Source organism: Streptomyces sp. NPDC052773, assembly GCF_044547145.1.
Classification (GTDB): domain Bacteria; phylum Actinomycetota; class Actinomycetes; order Streptomycetales; family Streptomycetaceae; genus Streptomyces.
In genome coordinates, this window is record NZ_JBITZX010000008.1 from 59,948 (window position 1) to 78,545 (window position 18,598).

Below are 18,598 nucleotides of genomic sequence, written 5' to 3' on the forward strand. Positions count from 1 at the left end.
GAGTGGTTCGGATATGGCGCCGCGCGGGAGCGCTGGTGGGCGCTACCCGCGCGGCCTGGATCAATGTGTGAGGGGGATGCTCTCTCTACTCGTCCCCTGCTCAGTCCACCTTGGGAGAGGCGCTGTACTCCGGCGCCCAGGTGTTGTTCTTGACCTTGTAGGCGGTCATCAGGGTGTTCGTGGTGTCACCGAACTCGTCGAAGGAGATGGTGCCGGTGACGCCGTCGAACTTGACCTTGGCCATGGCGTCCAGGACCGCCTTGCGGCCGTCGGACGGGAGCTTGCCGTCGTTGCCCTCGACCGCCAGCTTCACGGCCTCGATGATCGACCAGGTGGCGTCGTAGGTCAGACCGCCGTACGCCTCGTAGGCGTCCTCGTAGCCCTCGGCCTCGTAGTTCTTGATGAACTCCTTGGCGGAGTCGAGCTGCTCGACGGGCTTGCCCACGGAGGTGGCGAGGTCGCCCTCGGCCTTCTTGTTCAGCTTCGGGTACTCACCGGAGTAGATGCCGTCGCCGCCCATCAGCGGGATCTTCTGGCCGCTGTCCTTGAGCTGCTGGCTCAGCGGAGCGGCGGCCGGGTACTCGCCGCCGTAGTACAGGGCCTCGGCACCGGTCTTCTTGATCTTGGCCACGACGGCGTTGAAGTCACGGTCGTCGGGGTTGATGTGGTCGCTGCCGACGATCTTGCCACCGAGCTTGGTGAAGTTCGCCTTGAAGGAGGCGGCGAGACCCGCGCCGTAGGTCTTCTGGTCGTCGATCAGGTAGACCTTCTTGACGCCGGCCTTGTTGTACAGGTACTCGGCGGCGAAGGCACCCTGGATCTCGTCCGTGGTGGCGGTGCGGAAGAACGTCTTGAACTGGCGGACCGAGTTGCCGGTCTTCCAGCCGTCGCCCTGGGTCAGCTCGGTGCCGGTGTTGGCCGGGGAGACCTGGACCAGGCCGGCGTCGTTCAGCGGCTTCTGCATCTGCTGCGAGACGCTGGAGTTCAGCGGGCCGACGACGCCAAGGACATCCTTGTTGCTGATGAACTTCTGGGCGTTCTGCTGGCCGACCGACGGCTGGGCCTGGTCGTCCAGCGGCTCGAGCTTGAACTCGACACCCTTGACGTACTCCTCCTTGTTGGCCGTCTTCACGGCCAGGTCGGCGGAGTTCTTGATGCCCAGGCCGAGGGCGGAGAGGTCACCCGTCAGGGGGGCGTCGACGCCGATCACGACGGTGGTCTTCTCGCCGCCGTCGCCGCCGTTGCTGCTGTCGTCGCGCGACCCGCATGCGGTGAGGGTGAGCGATCCCGCCGCGAGGGCGGCGGTGATGGCAATGAGCGAACGTTGACGCACGAATCAGGTCCTTTCCCTGGCACGCCGGCTCCCTGTGGAGCGCGTCGAGTCGAGCGCTGGACCGAAGGGAACTTCGAATCCGTCGGCGCGGTGACTGGCCGTGACTCTAAGCGTGTGTGGGGAACGTGGAGGAGGGTCTGACCAAGGCTGTGACGCTCTTGTTATGACACGACGTAATGCAGAGCGGTACTAGGCGGGTGGAAGCGCGGAATTCTGACTGATTCGCCCGGTCCATATGGTGAGACTCGCAGGCCCCGCCTGACTCTTATCAGCAGTGTTCTTGGATTTTGCTAATGTCGCGGAATCGTTGCTGGAGGCTACCTGCAGGGCCTGGGGGAGTGCCCGGGCGGGTTGTCCGCCGGGGAGGAAAGAGGCGCGTGCGTATTGCGCGCGTATTACGAAGAGTTACGTTCCGGAAAGGGAGCCGGAGGTTCCGTGGCACTTTCGCGGATACGATCACTTTCAGGGTGATGGCGATCTTGCGGGGGAATCCATGCTTCCTCCGCTCTTCGTCCGGAAAGAGGGGTGAAATCGCCGTTACGGAAATGCGTGGTGGCTGCACGAAAAAGCCGCCGCGCGACGGGCCGGGACAACGGGCCGCCGCGCGGCGGCACTTGACGGAGGTGGCGGGGGGTCAGCCCGGCGAGCGGGGGCTCCGGGGAGCCGGGGGCTCGGCCCGGGAGGGCTGGGCTGCCGGCTCAGCCCAGGGCGCCGGCGCGCTCCTCGTCGCTCGGGGTCACGTCCCGCAGCATGCAGGTCAGCCGGGCGCTGCACACCCGCCGGCCCTCCTCGTCGCTGATCACGATCTCGTACGTCGCCGTCGACCGGCCCCGGTGCACCGGGGTGGCCACACCGGTGACCAGGCCCGAGCGCACCCCGCGGTGGTGCGTGCAGTTCAGGTCCACACCGACGGCGATCTTCGAGACGCCGCCGTGCAGCATCGAACCCACCGAGCCCAGCGTCTCGGCCAGCACCGCCGAGGCGCCGCCGTGCAGCAGTCCGTACGGCTGGGTGTTGCCCTCGACCGGCATGGTGCCCACGACGCGGTCCGCCGAGGCTTCCAGGATCTGCACGCCCATCCGCGTGCCCAGGTGCCCCGCCGAGAACAGGGCGGGCAGGTCGACGCCCAGCGCCGCGTACTCGTCGATGACCTCTTGCGGGAACTTCACGGTGTGCTGCTCGCCCATGGGGCCCGGCTCCGTTCGTCTGTCGGTCGCTCTGGCTGAGCAAACGCTCAGTCGGTCGCCGATTGTTCCAGACGGACCACGACCGACTTGCTGGCCGGGGTGCCACTGGTGTCCGCGGTGGCGTCCAGCGGCACCAGGACGTTCGTCTCCGGGTAGTAGGCGGCGGCACAGCCCCGCGCGGTCGGGTAGTGCACCACGCGGAAGCCCGGGGCCCGCCGCTCCGCGCCGTCCTTCCACTCGCTCACCAGGTCCACGTACGACCCGTCCGCGACGCCGAGCGCGGCGGCGTCCTCCGGGTTCACCAGCACCACGCGGCGGCCGCCCCGGATGCCGCGGTAGCGGTCGTCCAGGCCGTAGATCGTGGTGTTGTACTGGTCGTGCGAGCGCAGGGTCTGCAACAGCAGGCGGCCCTCGGGCAGTTCGGGATACTCCACGGGCGCGGCGGTGAAGTTTGCCTTGCCGGTGGCCGTCGGGAAGCGCCGCTCGTCGCGCGGCGCGTGCGGCAGGGCGAAGCCGCCGGGCCGGGCCACGCGCGCGTTGAAGTCCTCGAACCCGGGGATCACCCGCGCGATGCGGTCCCGGATCGCCGCGTAGTCCTTCTCGAACTCCTCCCACGGCACCACGCTGCGGTCGCCCAGCACCCGGCGGGCCAGGCGGCACACGATGGCCGGCTCGGACAAAAGCCGCGGACTCGCCGGCTCCAGTCGGCCGCGCGAGGCGTGCACCATGCCCATCGAGTCCTCGACGGTGACGAACTGCTCGCCGCCTGCCTGGACATCGCGCTCGGTGCGGCCGAGGGTCGGCAGGATCAGGGCCCGCGCGCCCGTGACGACATGGCTGCGGTTCAGCTTCGTCGACACGTGGACCGTGAGCCGGGCCCGCCGCATCGCCGCCTCGGTGACCTCCGTGTCGGGGGAGGCGGACACGAAGTTGCCGCCCATCGCGAAGAAGACCTTCGCCTCCCCGTCGCGCAGCGCGCGGATGGCGCGCACCACGTCGTAGCCGTGCTCGCGCGGGGGAGCGAAGCCGAACTCCTTCTCCAGGGCGTCCAGGAAGGCCGGCGCGGGCCGCTCGAAGATGCCCATCGTGCGGTCGCCCTGCACGTTGGAGTGGCCGCGCACCGGGCACACGCCCGCGCCCGGGCGGCCGATGTTGCCGCGCAGCAGCAGGAAGTTGACCACCTCGCGGATGGTCGGCACCGCGTGCTTGTGCTGGGTGAGGCCCATGGCCCAGCAGACGATGGTGCGCTCGGAGGCGAGGACCATGCGCAGGGCCTTCTCGATCTCCTCGCGCGTGAGACCGGTGGCCGTCAGCGTGGCGTCCCAGTCGGCCGCGCGGGCGGCCTCGGCGAACTCCTCGTACCCATGCGTGTGCTCGCGGACGAACTCCTCGTCCACGGCACCCTCGGTCTCCAGGATCAGCTTGTTCAGCAGGCGGAAGAGGGCCTGGTCGCCGCCGAGGCGGATCTGCAGGAAGAGGTCGGTGAGGGCGGCGCCCTTGAGCATGCCCTGCGGGGTCTGCGGGTTCTTGAACCGCTCCAGGCCCGCCTCGGGCAGCGGGTTCACACTGATGATCTTCGCGCCGCCCGCCTTGGCCTTCTCCAGGGCGGAGAGCATCCGCGGATGGTTCGTGCCCGGGTTCTGGCCCGCGACGATGATGAGGTCCGCCTGGTACAGATCCTCGAGCAGGACGCTGCCCTTGCCGATGCCGATCGTCTCGGTCAGCGCCGAGCCGGAGGACTCGTGGCACATGTTCGAGCAGTCCGGCAGGTTGTTCGTGCCCAGCTCGCGCGCGAAGAGCTGGTACAGGAACGCGGCCTCGTTGCTGGTGCGGCCGGAGGTGTAGAAGACGGCCTCGTCGGGGGAGGAGAGGGCGGCGATCTCCTCCGCGATGATGTCGAAGGCGCGCTCCCAGGTGACCGGCTCGTAGTGCCCGGCCCCCTCCGGGAGATACATCGGGTGGGTGAGACGGCCCTGCTGGCCGAGCCAGTAGCCGCTGCGGCGGGCGAGGTCCGCGACCGGGTGCGCGGCGAAGAACTCCGGCGTGACCCGGCGCAGCGTCGCCTCCTCCGCGACCGCCTTCGCGCCGTTCTCGCAGAACTCCGCCTTGTGCCGGTGGTCCGGCTCGGGCCAGGCACAGCCCGGGCAGTCGAAGCCGTCCTTCTGGTTCACGCTGAGCAGCGTCAGCGCGGTCCGCTTCAGGCCCATCTGCCGCTGGGCGACGCGCAGGGTGTGCCCGATGGCCGGCAGCCCGGCCGCCGCGTGCTGCGGCTCGGCGACCTGCGGCGCGTCCTGAACCGGGTCGGCCTTCGGCGGCCTCGTCGCCATCGCGCACTCTCCTTCGCGTACACCTGTGAGGTACGTCTCCGATCCTCGCACGGACCACTGACAGCGATCAGCCCCTGGGAAGGGGGCCGGGAGGAGAGGGTGCGGTGGGTTCGGGGGCGGGGGAAGGGCGCGGTGGGTTCGGGGGCGGGGGTGAGTGGGCGCCCGTATGTGAGGTGGCTCGCGGAACGCCCCGGGGTCGGGGCGGGCGCCGCGCGGGCAGGTGCTGGGCGCCCGCGCGGGTAGGGGCCGGGCTCAGGGCGGGAACGTGCCCGGCCCCGGGCGGGTCCGCGCCGGCCGGGCGCCCACGCGGCGCCCCGCCAAGGCGCGCGCACGCCGTGCGCAGGGGCCGCCGTGCGCAGGGTCCACACCGTGCGCGGGGGCCCCGCCGTGCGCAAGGGCCCGCGCCGTGTCCCGCGCGGCCAGGTGTCCCGCCCTCGCGCGGCCGGTATCCGGTTCCCGCGCGTCCAGTGACCGGGTCCCGCGCGTCCCCGTCCCGGCGCCCAGGCCGCGCCTCGTCCTCCCCGGGCACCCCGGCAAGGCCTCGTCCTCCCCGGGCACCCCGGCAAGGCCGCGCCTTCCCCGGGCACCCCGGCAAGGCCGCGCCCTCGGCGGCCCGGCAGGGCCCCACCCCCGGCGTGGGGCCGACTGTCAGTGGGGCGTGGCAGGATCGGGGGCGTGGCAGAGACAGCATCGAAGAAGACCGACAACCCCTCCGGCGGGAGCCGTCCCCGGCTGATGCTCATGGACGGGCACTCCCTGGCCTACCGCGCGTTCTTCGCGCTCCCCGCGGAGAACTTCACGACCGCGACGGGCCAGCCGACGAACGCGATCTACGGCTTCGCGTCGATGCTGGCCAACACGCTGCGTGACGAGGAGCCCACCCACTTCGCGGTGGCGTTCGACGTCTCCCGCAAGACCTGGCGCTCGGAGGAGTTCACCGAGTACAAGGCGAACCGCTCCAAGACCCCGGACGAGTTCAAGGGCCAGGTGGAGCTGATCGGCGAGCTGCTCGACGCGATGCACGTCTCCCGCTTCGCGGTGGAGGGGTACGAGGCGGACGACGTGATCGCCACCCTCGCCACCCAGGCCGAGGCCGAGGGCTTCGAGGTGCTGATCGTCACCGGCGACCGCGACTCCTTCCAGCTGGTCAGCGACCACACCACGGTGCTGTACCCGACGAAGGGCGTCTCCGAGCTGACCCGCTTCACCCCGGAGAAGGTCTTCGAGAAGTACGGGTTGACGCCCGCGCAGTACCCGGACTTCGCCGCGCTGCGCGGCGACCCGTCCGACAACCTCCCCGGCATCCCCGGCGTCGGCGAGAAGACCGCCGCGAAGTGGATCAACCAGTTCGGCTCCTTCGCCGAGCTGGTGGAGCGCGTCGACGAGGTCAAGGGCAAGGCCGGGCAGAACCTGCGCGACCACCTGGAGGCCGTCAAGCTCAACCGCCGCCTCACCGAGCTGGAGCGGCAGGTGGAGCTGGACAAGGCGGTCGCCGACCTGAAGCGCGAGCCGTACGACCGCAAGGCGGTCGCGATGGTCCTCGACACCCTGGAGATCCGCAACCCGTCGCTGCGCGAGCGCCTGCTCGCCGTCGACCCCGGCGCCCAGGAGGCCGAGTCCACCCCGGTCGTCGCGGACGGGGTGGAACTGGACGGCAAGGTCCTCGCCACCGGCGAGCTGGCCGGCTGGCTCGCCGAGCACGGCACCGGACCGCTCGGCATGGCCACCGTCGACACCTGGGCGCTGGGCACCGGCTCGGTGGCCGAGATCGCCCTCGCCACCGCTGCCGGACCGGCCGCCTGGTTCGACCCGTCCCAGCTCGACGAGGCCGACGAGAAGGCGTTCGCCGCCTGGCTGGCCGACGCGGACCGGCCCAAGGTGCTGCACAACGCCAAGGGCGCGATGCGGGTCTTCGCCGAGCACGGCTGGACGATCGCCGGGGTCACCATGGACACCGCGCTCGCCGCCTACCTGGTCAAGCCGGGCCGCCGCTCCTTCGACCTGGACGCGCTGTCCCTGGAGTATCTGCACCGGGAGCTGGCCCCCGCCGCCGCGGCCGACGGCCAGCTCGCCTTCGGCGCGGACGACGGCGCCGAGGCCGAGGCGCTGATGATCCAGGCCCGTGCCGTCCTCGACCTGGGCGAGGCCTTCGAGGGCCGGCTCCAGGAGGTCGGCGCGGCGGATTTGCTGCGGGACATGGAGCTGCCGACCTCCGCGCTGCTGGCCCGCATGGAGCGGCACGGCATCGCGGCGGACCGCGCCCACCTGGAAGCCATGGAACAGATGTTCGCCGGTGCGGTGCAGCAGGCCGTGAAGGAGGCCCACGCGGCGGCCGGGCACGAGTTCAACCTGGGCTCGCCCAAGCAGCTCCAGGAGGTGCTCTTCGGCGAGCTGGGCCTGCCGAAGACCAAGAAGACGAAGACCGGCTACACCACCGACGCCGACGCCCTGGCCTGGCTCGCCGGCCAGACCGACAACGAACTGCCGGTGATCATGCTCCGCCACCGCGAGCAGGCCAAACTCCGTGTGACGGTCGAGGGCCTGATCAAGACGATCGCGACGGACGGCCGCATCCACACCACGTTCAACCAGACCGTCGCCGCGACCGGCCGGCTCTCCTCCACCGACCCCAACCTCCAGAACATCCCGGTCCGCACCGACGAGGGCCGGGCGATCCGGCGCGGCTTCGTGGTCGGCGAGGGCTTCGAGTCCCTGATGACCGCCGACTACAGCCAGATCGAGCTGCGCGTGATGGCCCACCTCTCCGAGGACGAGGGTCTGATTGAGGCGTTCACCTCCGGCGAGGACCTGCACACCACAGTCGCCTCGCAGGTCTTCTCGGTCGACCGGTCCGCGGTCGACGCGGAGATGCGCCGCAAGATCAAGGCGATGTCCTACGGCCTGGCGTACGGTCTGTCGGCGTTCGGCCTCTCCCAGCAGCTCAACATCGAGGCGGCCGAGGCGCGCGCCCTGATGGACACCTACTTCGAGCGCTTCGGCGGGGTCCGGGACTACCTGCGCCGGGTGGTCGACGAGGCCCGCGCGACCGGCTACACGGAAACCCTGTTCGGCCGCCGCCGCTACCTCCCCGACCTGAACAGCGACAACCGCCAGCGCCGTGAGATGGCCGAGCGCATGGCGCTCAACGCGCCCATCCAGGGCACCGCGGCGGACATCGTCAAGATGGCCATGCTGAACGTCGACCGCGCCCTGACCGAGGCCGGCCTCACCTCCCGCATGCTCCTCCAGGTCCACGACGAAATCGTCCTGGAGATCGCCCCCGGCGAGCGCGAGCGAGTGGAAGAGCTCGTCCGCCGAGAAATGGCCGGCGCGGTCCAGCTCCGCGCCCCCCTGGACGTCTCAGTAGGCGTAGGCCCCGACTGGGAGTCGGCGGCCCACTAGCCTCCGGCGGAAAGCCCCACATGGATGCCGGGCCGACCAGAAACCGGCCCGGCATCGAGCCGCGCGCGAACACGCGCCCAAAAGGGGCGCGGGGAACTGCGCGCTCAACCCCCACAAACCCGCACCCGACCTACGACGGCCCCACCCCCCCACCCGAGGGGCGCGGGGAACTGCGCGACCAACCCCCACACACCCGCACCCGACCGACGACGGCGCCACCCCCCACCCCAGGGGCGCGGGGAACTGCGCGACCAGCCCCCACCCACCCGCACCGCCCGAACAACCCCAACCGCCCAGACGCGACGCCCCCAACCCCCGGAGGGCCCTTCACCCACGTGGCCCCCGCGAAAACGCACCCCCCACCCCCCTCCCGTCAAGATGCCGCCATGGGTATACGCATGCTCAACCACCGCGGAGCCCCCCTGCTCCGAGCGGTCCCGGCCTTCTCGGCAAGCGCAAGCACCGCCCGTGACCTCGCCGGCCCGGCGACGGCCCTGCGCCACGCCGCCGTGGACCTCCGGCGCCGGATCGCCCGGCGCGCGCCGACCGCCGTACGCCTGCGCGAGACCATCGACACCTGGCGCCCCTGGGCCGACCTGGCCCGCGGCTACCTGGCCCTCTTCCTCACCCTGATGCCGCGCCCGCGGCCGTCGTACACCGTCACCGTGTTCACCGCGACGGTCCCCGCCCTCAGCGAGCCGCCGAACGGCTCCGCGACCGCCCCGCGCGGTCCCCGCCCCCCGCGAGGGAACCGTCGTGACCGCCGGGTACCGAAGCCGGGCGCCACACCCTGACCGCCACCGCGTACAGCAGCACGCCCAGCACCAGCCCGGCCCCGCCGCCGAAGCACACCGTCGGGATCAGCTCGTAGGGCTTGGCCACGGCGCCCCGGTACTCCCACCACCGCACCGCCCGCCGCACCGCCGCGACCACGGCGCAGCCGCCGATCAGGGCCACGGCCCACCACCGGTCCCGCGACGACAGCGACGGCACCCCCGATGGCGGCCCCGACGGCTCCCCGGCAGGAGCCCGCCGCAGCGCCAGCCCGACGAACACGGCGATCACGGCCGCGGCCACGGCGGAACCGCCGTACTGGAGGTACCAGTACAGCGGCGAGCCCGCGATCTCCCGCCCGAGCACCGGGAATACCCGCATGCCCCACCGGTCCAGGTGGGTGAACGCGTCCCAGACCACATGGGTCAGCGCCCCGAGCGCCGCGGAGGCGTACCAGCGCAGGGCCAGACCGGCCGTCACGCGCGCGCGGGGCGCCCCGCACCGCAGCAGCGCGGCCAGGCGCCCCTGCCGTGCCCGCGGCACCAGCGCCACCAGCGGTTCCCGGACCAGCAGCCACAGCCCCACCAGAGCCCACGCCACCGCCACGTCGACCGTGAACACCCCGGGGAAGGAGTGGGTGACGTCACCGAACTCCATGGCCTCCGGCAGGGCGCTCGCCGCGTAGTAGGTCATGTCCGGCGCGAACGATCCGGCGACCAGCACGGCAGGCGCCAGCCGCCACCGCCCGGTTCCGTCGGTGCGTACGGCGGGCAGGACCGCTGCCGCGTGGCTGAGAGTGAACGGCAAGCTGGCCCCCCGGAACGAATCTGACGCCCAGTATGCGATGGCTTCCGGCGAGCGGGGGAACCGTATGGGTGGCCGGCGCGTGCCAAGTAGGGAAAACCGGGCACCAACGGGTGCCCGAGCGCGAGAAGTTGTCGTAGGGTCACCAGGGTTGACGTGCGGGGAGCGCGTCGGACCGGTCGACAAAACCACAAAAACAGAACAACGCCAACAGAACGGGCAGACGCGGGCGCTGAGACGTCCGCTGGGAGGGGTTCACTTTCATGGCGGCGCATTTCGGCAGGAGGCTGCGCAAGGGGGCGGCGAACACCGCCGTGGCCGCGGCAGCGGTCGCGGCCCTGGCGGCGTCCCAGGCTCCGGATGTGACGACCGACGGCGCCGGCAGACAGACCCCCTCCTCCGGCGCGCCCTCCCCCGACGCTCCCGCCGAGGACAGCGCGACCGGCAACTCGCCCTACTACACGGACCTGCCGCCGCTGAACAGCCCCAATCCCTCGCCCTCCAGCGGCGCCACCGCCACCCCCGGCGTCACCGGCGAGGCCGCGGCGGGCATACCCGCGACCGTCCTCGACGCCTACAAGAAGGCCGAGGCCACGCTGCGCGAGAAGAAGCCCGGCTGCAACCTGCCGTGGCAACTCCTCGCCGCCATCGGCAAGGTGGAGTCCGGCCAGGCCCGCGGCGGCCGGGTGTCCGCCGACGGCACCACCATCGGCCGGATCCTCGGCCCGCAGCTCAACGGCGTCGGCTTCGCCAACATCAGCGACACGGACGACGGCGCCTACGACGGGGACGCCGCGTACGACCGTGCCGTCGGCCCCATGCAGTTCATCCCGTCCACCTGGGCGTGGGCCGGCCGCGACGGCAACGGCGACGGCAAGAAGGACCCCAACAACATCTACGACGCCGCGCTCGCGGCCGGACACTACCTGTGCCGCTTCGGCTGGGACCTGTCCACCGACAGCGATCTGCGCAGCGCGATCCTCAGCTACAACAACTCGACGGAGTACCTCAACACGGTCCTGTCGTGGCTCGAGTACTACCGCAAGGGCACCCACGAGGTCCCGGACGGCACCGGCCAGCTGCCCTCGGACCGCAGCGACGACTCCGCCGGGGCGGGCCCGTCGCCGACGCCGCCCGCGACCGGGAAGCCGCCCGCCACGCACAAGCCGAAGCCCAGCACGCCCCCCTCGGGCGGCGGTTCGCAGACCCCGACCAAGCCGCCGACGACTCCGCCGACGACTCCGCCGACCACCCCGCCCACCACTCCGCCGCCCACCACCCGGCCGACCCCGACCGACACGGTGCACCACCTGGAGGACGCGGGCACCGGGAAGCTCACCGCCATGGCGGGCGACGTGTTCGACGAGCGGATCAGCACCCGCGCGGAGACCAAGTCCGGCGAGGGCGTCGGCAAGGTACGGGTCCGCTTCACCATCGTCGGCACCACGGACGCCACCTTCCCCGGCGGCGAGACCGTCGCCACGATGGTGACGAGCGACGCCGGCGTGGCCGTCGCACCGCCGCTCCAGGCGGGCGAGAAGACCGGCTCGTTCACCGTCCGCGCCACCGTCGTGGGCCGCTCGATCCCCGGCCTCGGCTACACCGCCACGGTCACCGCGCGGGCCGCCGACAAGCTCGTCCGCACCTCCGACACCGCTCTGACCTGCGTGGCGGGCGGCGAGTTCGCCGAGCAGGTCCAGGTCAAGGCGACGTACAAGGGCGCCGCCGCGGACGGTGTCGCGGCCACCGCGACGCTGATCAAGTCGGCGGACGACCCGGCGGTCAACGACAAGGGCCCCTACTTCAAGGACGCGGACGGCAAGGCCGTACGCACCCTCACGGGCCTGAAGACCGGCGCCGACGGCCTGCTGACGCTGCCGAAGCTGTACGCGGACGACACGGCCGGCACGTTCCTGCTGCGCCTCACCACCACGGGCGGCGCGGCGCTGACCGTGGAGCTGACGGTGACGGCGCCGGAGCCGTCGCCGAGCCCGTCGACCAGCGAGTCCGCCCCGGCCGGCGCGTAAGCGCACCGCACCGAGCCCGGAACGAACCGCACCGAGCCCGGAACGAGGGCGCCCCTCCGCCACGGCGGGCCGGGCGCCCTCGCCGCGTGCGCACGCCTTCCGCTCTCCTTTCGCCCGTACCTGACGGTGCGTCAGCTCCAACGCCGCGGAGTCATCGCCTCAGCCGCGCGTTGGTGTGCCGGGTCGGCTCCGCCGTGGCCGGGTCCTCGGGCCACGGATGCTTCGGGTACCGGCCGCGCAGCTCCGCGCGGACACCCCGGTAGCCGTCCTTCCAGAAGGAGGCGAGGTCGGCGGTGACCGCGGCCGGGCGGCCTGCGGGGGAGAGCAGGTGCACCAGCAGCGGCACCCCGGCCACGCGCGGCGACTCCTGGAGCCCGAACATCTCCTGCAACTTCACCGCCAGCACCGGCCGCTCCGGATCCGCGTAGTCGACCCGTACGGCCGACCCGCTCGGCACCGTGATCCGCTCCGGGGCCAGCTCGTCCAGCCGCGCCGCCTCGCCCGACGCCCAGGGCAGCAGCCGGGCCAGACACGCCCCGGCGTCGATCCGCGCCAGATCCGCCCGCCGCCGGGCCCGGCCCAGCTCCGGCTCCAGCCACTCGTCCACGCGCGCGTGGAGCGCGTCGTCGGACACGTCCGGCCAGGGCTCGCCCAGGTGCAGCCGCAGAAACGCCAGCCGCTGCCGCAGCACCTCGGCCTCCCGGGACCACCGCAGCAGTCCGAACCCCTCCCGCCGCAACCCGTCGAGCAGCGCCTCCCGTACGAGACCGGGGGCGGGCTCCGTCGGCGGCCGTACGGCCAGCTCCACCGCGCCCAGCCGCTCCACGCGCCGGGCGACGACGTCCCCGTCGGCCCACCGGATCTCGTCGCCCTCGGCCAGCAGCGCCCCCGCCGCGCGCCGCGCGATGTCCTCGTCGACGACCGCCGCGAGCCGCACGCGCGCGTGCCCCCGGCCGACGGGCCGGTCCGCCACCGCGACGGCGATCCACGGCGCGCCCCGCAACGCCGTGCCCTCACCCAGCTCGGCGCGCGTCCCCGACACCATCAGATACGACCCGCCGTCCGCGCGGGCCACCCGCTCCGGGTAGGCGAACGCGGCGACAAGACCGGCGAGCCGGTCCTCGCCCTCGCCCGTCCGATCACCGGGCGCCGCAGCGAGGCTCGCCCGACCGTTCCCGCCGTCCACGGCGCTCGCCCGGTCGATGCCTTCCCCGGCCTCCTCGGCGAGGGCCCGCAGCCGGCGCACCTCCGCGCGCCACCGGCCCGCGTAGGCGTCACCGCCGCGCCGGGCGGCCCGCAGGGCCCCCGCGAGGTCGTCCCCGTACTCGCGCGGCGGCTCCTCGCTCAGCAGGGCCACGACCTCGGCGGCCCGCCCCGCGCCCACGAGCGGGGCGGCGTCCAGCAGGGCCCGCCCCAGCCGGGGATGCAGACCCAGACGGGACAACCGGACGCCCCGCGCGGTGGCCCGCCCGGCCTCGTCCACCGCGCCGATCGCCGACAGCACGCGCCGCGCCGCCGCCATCGCGCCGCCCGGCGGCGGGTCCAGCAGCGCCAGCCCGCTCGCCTCCGGATCGCCCCAGCAGGCCGCCTGGAGGGCGAACGCGGTCAGGTCGGCCACCTGGATCTCGGGAGCCGGGAACCGCGGCAGACGCGCCTCCTCCGCCTCCGCCCAGCAGCGGTACACCGTGCCCGGCGCCTCACGCCCGGCGCGCCCGGCCCGCTGCCGCCCCGCCGCCTGCGAGGCCCGTACCGTCGTCAGCGCGCTCAGCCCGCGCGCGTGGTCCACGCGCGGCTCCCGCGCCAGTCCCGAGTCGACGACCACCCGCACTCCCGGGACCGTCAGCGAGGACTCCGCCACCGCCGTCGCCAGCACCACCCGGCGGCCCGCGCCCGGCGCCAGCACCGCGTCCTGCACCGCCGCCGGCGCCCGCCCGTGCACCTGGAGCACCTCCACGTCCCCGAGATCCCCCAGCTGCCCGGCGACCCGCGCGATCTCCCCGACGCCGGGCAGGAAGCACAGCACGTCCCCCGTCCGCTCGGCCAGCGCCCGGCGCACCACCGACGCCACATGCGCCAGCAGCGCCGGATCCACCCGCATCCCGTGCGGCGGCCGTACGGGCCGGGGAGGCGGCGCCCAGACGGTCTCCACCGGATGGGAGACGCCCCGCGCCTCGACCACCGGCGCCCCGCCCAGCAGCCGCGCCCACCCCTCGGCGTCCGTGGTCGCCGACGCGGCCACCAGCCGCAGCTCCGGCCGCAGCGCCTCGCGCACGTCCCACAGGAAGGCAGCCGCGGTGTCCGCGTCCAGATGCCGCTCGTGGCACTCGTCGAGCAGCACCACGTCGACCCCGCTCAGCTCCTGGTCGCGTTGCAGCCGCTGGAGCAGCACACCGGTCGTGACGACCTCCACGCGCGCGTGCCGCCCCACGACCCGCTCCCCGCGCACCGTGTAGCCGACGCTCTCGCCGACCCGCTCACCGAGCAGCCACGCCATGCGCCGGGCCGCCGCCCGCGCGGCGATCCGCCGGGGCTCCGCGACCAGCACCCGCCGCCCGGGCCCGTCCCCCAGCAGCCCCGCGAGGGCGAGCGGCACCAGCGTGGTCTTGCCGGTACCGGGCGGCGCCACCAGCACGGCGGCGCCGGGCCCCTCCAGGGCGTCGCGCAGCGCGGGCAGGGCACCGCGCACGGGCAGGGCGTCCAGAGCGTCGTAACGGATCACGCCCCCAGTGTCGTACGACCGGGAAAACGGCCCTCACGCGCGCGTGATCCTTACTGGTGTCACCCGCCGCACGTGTGACCCCCGCCGCTGTCACCCGCTGCCCCGGATCCGGCTGCGGGCGCGTGGCTCAGTCCCGCTCGCAGACGAAGATCGCCGTCCCTGGGATCAGGTTCCCGCGCAGCGGCGACCAGCCGCCCCACTCGGAGGTGTTCCACGCGGGCCACTCCGGCTCCACCAGGTCCACCAGCCGGAAGCCGGACGCCACGATGTCCCGGACCCGGTCGCCGAGCGTCCGGTGGTGCTCGACGTACACCGCGCGGCCCTGCTCGTCCTGCTCGACGTACGGGGTGCGGTCGAAGTACGACCCGGAGACCGTCAGGCCCTCGGGGCCCGGCTCGTCCGGGAAGGCCCAGCGGATCGGATGGGTCACCGAGAAGACGAACCGGCCGCCCGGCCGCAGCACCCGGCGCACCTCCCGCAGCACCAGCCGCGGGTCCGCCACGAACGGCAGCGCCCCATAGGCCGAGCACGCCAGGTCGAAGGAGGCGTCCGCGAAGGGCAGGGCGCTCGCGTCCGCGCACACCAGCGGGAAGGAGCCGCCGATGCGCAGGGCGTGCTGGAGCTGGCGGTGGGAGAGGTCCAGGGCGACCGGGCGCGCCCCCTGGGCGGCCAGCCAGCGCGCGCACTGCGCCGCGCCGGCGCCGATCTCCAGGACGTCCCTGCCCTTCAGCTCCTCCGGCTGGCCGAGCAGCTCGGCCTCCACCTCGTCCAGGCCCTCGGGACCCCACACGAACCGGTCGTCGCCGAGGAACGTGCCGTGCTCGATCTGGTACTCGTCCGCGTTGCGGTCCCACCAGTGCCGGTTGGCCCGGGCGCTCTCGGTGACTCCGGTGTCACGCCGGGTGGCCTCCGGTTCGCCGGCCTCGCCGGCCTCGGTGGCGTCGCCCGCGTAGGTGGCGGGCTCGGCGGATTCGGGCTCTTGGATGATCGGCTCCCTCGTCGTACTCTTCGGTCCAGCCCGTCCCGGCGGTGTCACGAAAGGGGCACGCCGACGCCCGCGTGGCCTCAAGGGACAGGTTTTCTGCCGGGATTGCGGCGATCCGCCCCGGGTGTGCGTCTTCGCGCATTGACCCTGCCCGGCTGCCCCCGTATGCTACAAGTTGCGCTGCGGGCCTGCGCACCTCAGACGTAGCAGGCTGCGCTCGCATCTGTTGTATGTCCCCTCGGTTGTCGAGGCGCCAACACCGGTTTTGGCTGGTGAGGCGCTTCCTTGGCTGTCCGGCTTCTGCAGAGCGAAACGGGCTCCCGGCGTAGCAGTACCTACGACTTCAATGTCCGTACCGGAGCCCTTTCCCACATGACGAGCAGCACCGAGACCACCGCCACCACCCCGCAGGTAGCGGTCAACGACATCGGTAACGAGGAAGCCTTCCTCGCAGCGATCGACGAGACGATCAAGTACTTCAACGACGGCGACATCGTCGACGGCGTCATCGTGAAGGTCGACCGGGACGAGGTCCTGCTCGACATCGGTTACAAGACCGAAGGCGTGATCCCGAGCCGCGAGCTCTCGATCAAGCACGACGTCGACCCCAACGAGGTCGTCGCCGTCGGTGACGAGATCGAGGCCCTGGTCCTCCAGAAGGAGGACAAGGAAGGCCGCCTGATCCTCTCGAAGAAGCGCGCCCAGTACGAGCGTGCCTGGGGCACCATCGAGAAGATCAAGGAAGAGGACGGGATCGTCACCGGTACCGTCATCGAGGTCGTCAAGGGTGGTCTCATCCTCGACATCGGCCTCCGTGGCTTCCTCCCGGCCTCCCTGGTCGAGATGCGCCGCGTCCGCGACCTCCAGCCCTACGTGGGCAAGGAGCTCGAGGCCAAGATCATCGAGCTGGACAAGAACCGCAACAACGTGGTCCTGTCCCGCCGTGCCTGGCTGGAGCAGACCCAGTCCGAGGTCCGCCAGACCTTCCTCACCACCCTCCAGAAGGGCCAGGTGCGGTCCGGCGTCGTCTCCTCGATCGTCAACTTCGGTGCCTTCGTGGACCTGGGTGGCGTCGACGGTCTGGTTCACGTCTCCGAGCTGTCCTGGAAGCACATCGACCACCCGTCCGAGGTCGTCGAGGTGGGCCAGGAGGTCACCGTCGAGGTCCTCGACGTCGACATGGACCGCGAGCGCGTCTCCCTGTCGCTGAAGGCGACCCAGGAAGACCCGTGGCAGCAGTTCGCCCGCACCCACCAGATCGGCCAGGTCGTGCCCGGCAAGGTCACGAAGCTGGTTCCGTTCGGTGCGTTCGTCCGCGTGGACGAGGGCATCGAGGGTCTGGTCCACATCTCCGAGCTGGCCGAGCGCCACGTGGAGATCCCGGAGCAGGTCGTCCAGGTCAACGACGAGATCTTCGTCAAGGTCATCGACATCGACCTCGAGCGTCGCCGGATCTCGCTGTCCCTGAAGCAGGCCAACGAGTCCTTCGGTGCCGACCCGACGGCGGTCGAGTTCGACCCGACCCTGTACGGCATGGCCGCGTCCTACGACGACCAGGGCAACTACATCTACCCCGAGGGCTTCGACCCGGAGACCAACGACTGGCTGCCCGGCTACGAGAAGCAGCGCGAGGAGTGGGAGCGCCAGTACGCCGAGGCGCAGGCCCGCTTCGAGCAGCACCAGCAGCAGGTCATCAAGTCCCGCGAGGCGGACGCCCAGGCCGCTGCCGAGGGTGGCGAGGCCGCCGCTCCGGCCGCGACCGGCGGTTCGTACTCCTCCGAGGGCGGCGACAACTCCGGCGCCCTGGCGTCGGACGAGGCGCTGGCCGCGCTGCGCGAGAAGCTGGCCGGCGGCCAGAGCTGAGCGCACGCTGAGCTGTAGCTCTTGAACCGAGGGCCCGTACCCCACCCGGGGTGCGGGCCCTCGGCGCGTCCGGACACCCCCGGTTCCGCGCAGCCACCCCGGTCGCTCAACGAGGCCACCGCGCGGGGCAATTACCAGGCAGTTGCCACCCGACTCGGACGCACGGGAATGACCATCTCCCACACCGCGTTGTTCCGTACGAACACGAGGAGGAGCGGTCACTGTGCTAGATCCGCAGGGTTTGTACACGTGGGAGCCGAAGGGCCTGGCCGTCGTCGACATGGCGCTCGCCCAGGAATCGGCCGGTCTTGTCATGCTCTACCACTTCGACGGATACATCGACGCGGGTGAGACCGGCGACCAGATCGTCGACCGGCTCCTCGACTCGCTGCCGCACCAGATCGTCGCCCGCTTCGACCACGACCGGCTCGTGGACTACCGTGCCCGCCGTCCGCTGCTCACCTTCCGGCGCGACCGCTGGACCGGCTACGACGAGCCCACGCTCGCCGTCCGGATCGTCCAGGACGCCACCGGGGCGCCCTTCCTGCTGCTGTCGGGCCCGGAGCCGGACGTGGAGTGGGAGCGCTTCGCCGCGGCCGTCGAGCAGATCGTGGAACGTCTGGGCGTACGCCTCGCCGTGAACTTCCACGGCATCCCCATGGGCGTCCCGCACACCCGCCCGGTGGGTCTCACGCCGCACGGCAACCGGACCGACCTGGTCCCCGGTCACCGCAGCCCCTTCGAGGAGGCGCAGGTGCCCGGCAGCGCCGAGTCGCTGGTCGAGTACCGCCTCATGGAGGCCGGGCACGACGTCCTGGGCGTCGCCGCGCACGTCCCGCACTACATCGCCCGCTCGCCCTACCCCGACGCCGCGCTGACCGTCCTGGAGGCCATCACCGCCGCCACCGGCCTGGTCCTGCCGGCCATCGCGCACTCCCTGCGCACGGACGCGTACCGCACGCAGACCGAGATCGAGCGGCAGATCCGGGAGGGCGACGAGGAGCTGACCGCCCTCGTCCAGGGCCTCGAGCACCAGTACGACGCGGTCGCCGGTGCGGAGACGCGCGGGAACATGCTCGCCGAGCCCGTGGAGATTCCTTCGGCGGACGAGATCGGGCGGGAGTTCGAGCGGTTCCTGGCGGAGCGGGAGGGGGATGGCTGAGGCGCCCTGTGGGTG

11 protein-coding genes are annotated in these 18,598 nt (G+C 72.3%); 5 read left to right on the top strand and 6 right to left on the bottom strand.

Features of this window, described 5'->3' with window-relative positions:
• Positions 1-100: 100 nt before the first annotated feature.
• From ACIG0D_RS19225 to ACIG0D_RS19235, 3 genes are all read right to left on the bottom strand, one after another.
• Complete coding sequence (locus ACIG0D_RS19225) at positions 101-1,333, bottom strand: branched-chain amino acid ABC transporter substrate-binding protein (RefSeq protein ID WP_399802107.1); 1,233 nt, start codon at positions 1,331-1,333, stop codon at positions 101-103.
• Between the two features lie 698 nt (positions 1,334-2,031).
• Positions 2,032-2,520 (bottom strand): hotdog fold thioesterase, encoded by a 489-nt coding sequence (locus tag ACIG0D_RS19230; protein WP_399802110.1) that lies wholly within the window; start codon positions 2,518-2,520, stop codon positions 2,032-2,034.
• A gap of 47 nt (positions 2,521-2,567) precedes the next feature.
• On the bottom strand, positions 2,568-4,847 hold the full coding sequence (locus tag ACIG0D_RS19235; protein ID WP_399802111.1) for an FdhF/YdeP family oxidoreductase: 2,280 nt from the start codon (positions 4,845-4,847) through the stop codon (positions 2,568-2,570).
• Positions 4,848-5,522: 675 nt separating this feature from the next.
• Between ACIG0D_RS19235 and polA the strand changes: the two genes are divergently transcribed.
• Both polA and ACIG0D_RS19245 read left to right on the top strand, forming a co-directional pair.
• Positions 5,523-8,249, top strand: coding sequence for a DNA polymerase I (polA, locus tag ACIG0D_RS19240; protein ID WP_399802113.1), 2,727 nt, complete (start codon positions 5,523-5,525; stop codon positions 8,247-8,249).
• A 386-nt stretch (positions 8,250-8,635) separates the two neighbouring features.
• Positions 8,636-9,043 (top strand): hypothetical protein, encoded by a 408-nt coding sequence (locus ACIG0D_RS19245; protein ID WP_399802116.1) that lies wholly within the window; start codon positions 8,636-8,638, stop codon positions 9,041-9,043.
• Here the strand turns inward: ACIG0D_RS19245 and ACIG0D_RS19250 are convergent.
• Positions 8,940-9,830, bottom strand: a complete 891-nt coding sequence (locus ACIG0D_RS19250; protein WP_399802118.1) for a DUF4184 family protein — start codon at positions 9,828-9,830, stop codon at positions 8,940-8,942. The genes ACIG0D_RS19245 and ACIG0D_RS19250 overlap by 104 nt on opposite strands.
• Positions 9,831-10,090: 260 nt before the next feature.
• Here ACIG0D_RS19250 and ACIG0D_RS19255 point away from each other — a divergent pair, with 260 nt between their 5' ends.
• Entirely contained in the window at positions 10,091-11,854 is a 1,764-nt protein-coding gene (locus ACIG0D_RS19255) for a lytic transglycosylase domain-containing protein (protein WP_399802121.1), read from the top strand.
• A gap of 151 nt (positions 11,855-12,005) precedes the next feature.
• Here the strand turns inward: ACIG0D_RS19255 and hrpB are convergent, their stop codons facing one another.
• Positions 12,006-14,573, bottom strand: coding sequence for an ATP-dependent helicase HrpB (gene hrpB, locus ACIG0D_RS19260; RefSeq protein WP_399802123.1), 2,568 nt, complete (start codon positions 14,571-14,573; stop codon positions 12,006-12,008).
• Positions 14,574-14,700: 127 nt separating this feature from the next.
• Entirely contained in the window at positions 14,701-15,609 is a 909-nt protein-coding gene (locus ACIG0D_RS19265; protein ID WP_399802125.1) for a class I SAM-dependent methyltransferase, read from the bottom strand.
• A 321-nt stretch (positions 15,610-15,930) separates the two neighbouring features.
• On the opposite strand from ACIG0D_RS19265, the gene rpsA reads away from it, so the two are divergent.
• On the top strand, positions 15,931-17,421 hold the full coding sequence (gene rpsA, locus ACIG0D_RS19270) for a 30S ribosomal protein S1 (RefSeq protein WP_165997502.1): 1,491 nt from the start codon (positions 15,931-15,933) through the stop codon (positions 17,419-17,421).
• Between the two features lie 223 nt (positions 17,422-17,644).
• Positions 17,645-18,583 (top strand): PAC2 family protein, encoded by a 939-nt coding sequence (locus ACIG0D_RS19275; RefSeq protein WP_365765485.1) that lies wholly within the window; start codon positions 17,645-17,647, stop codon positions 18,581-18,583.
• Positions 18,584-18,598: the final 15 nt, after the last annotated feature.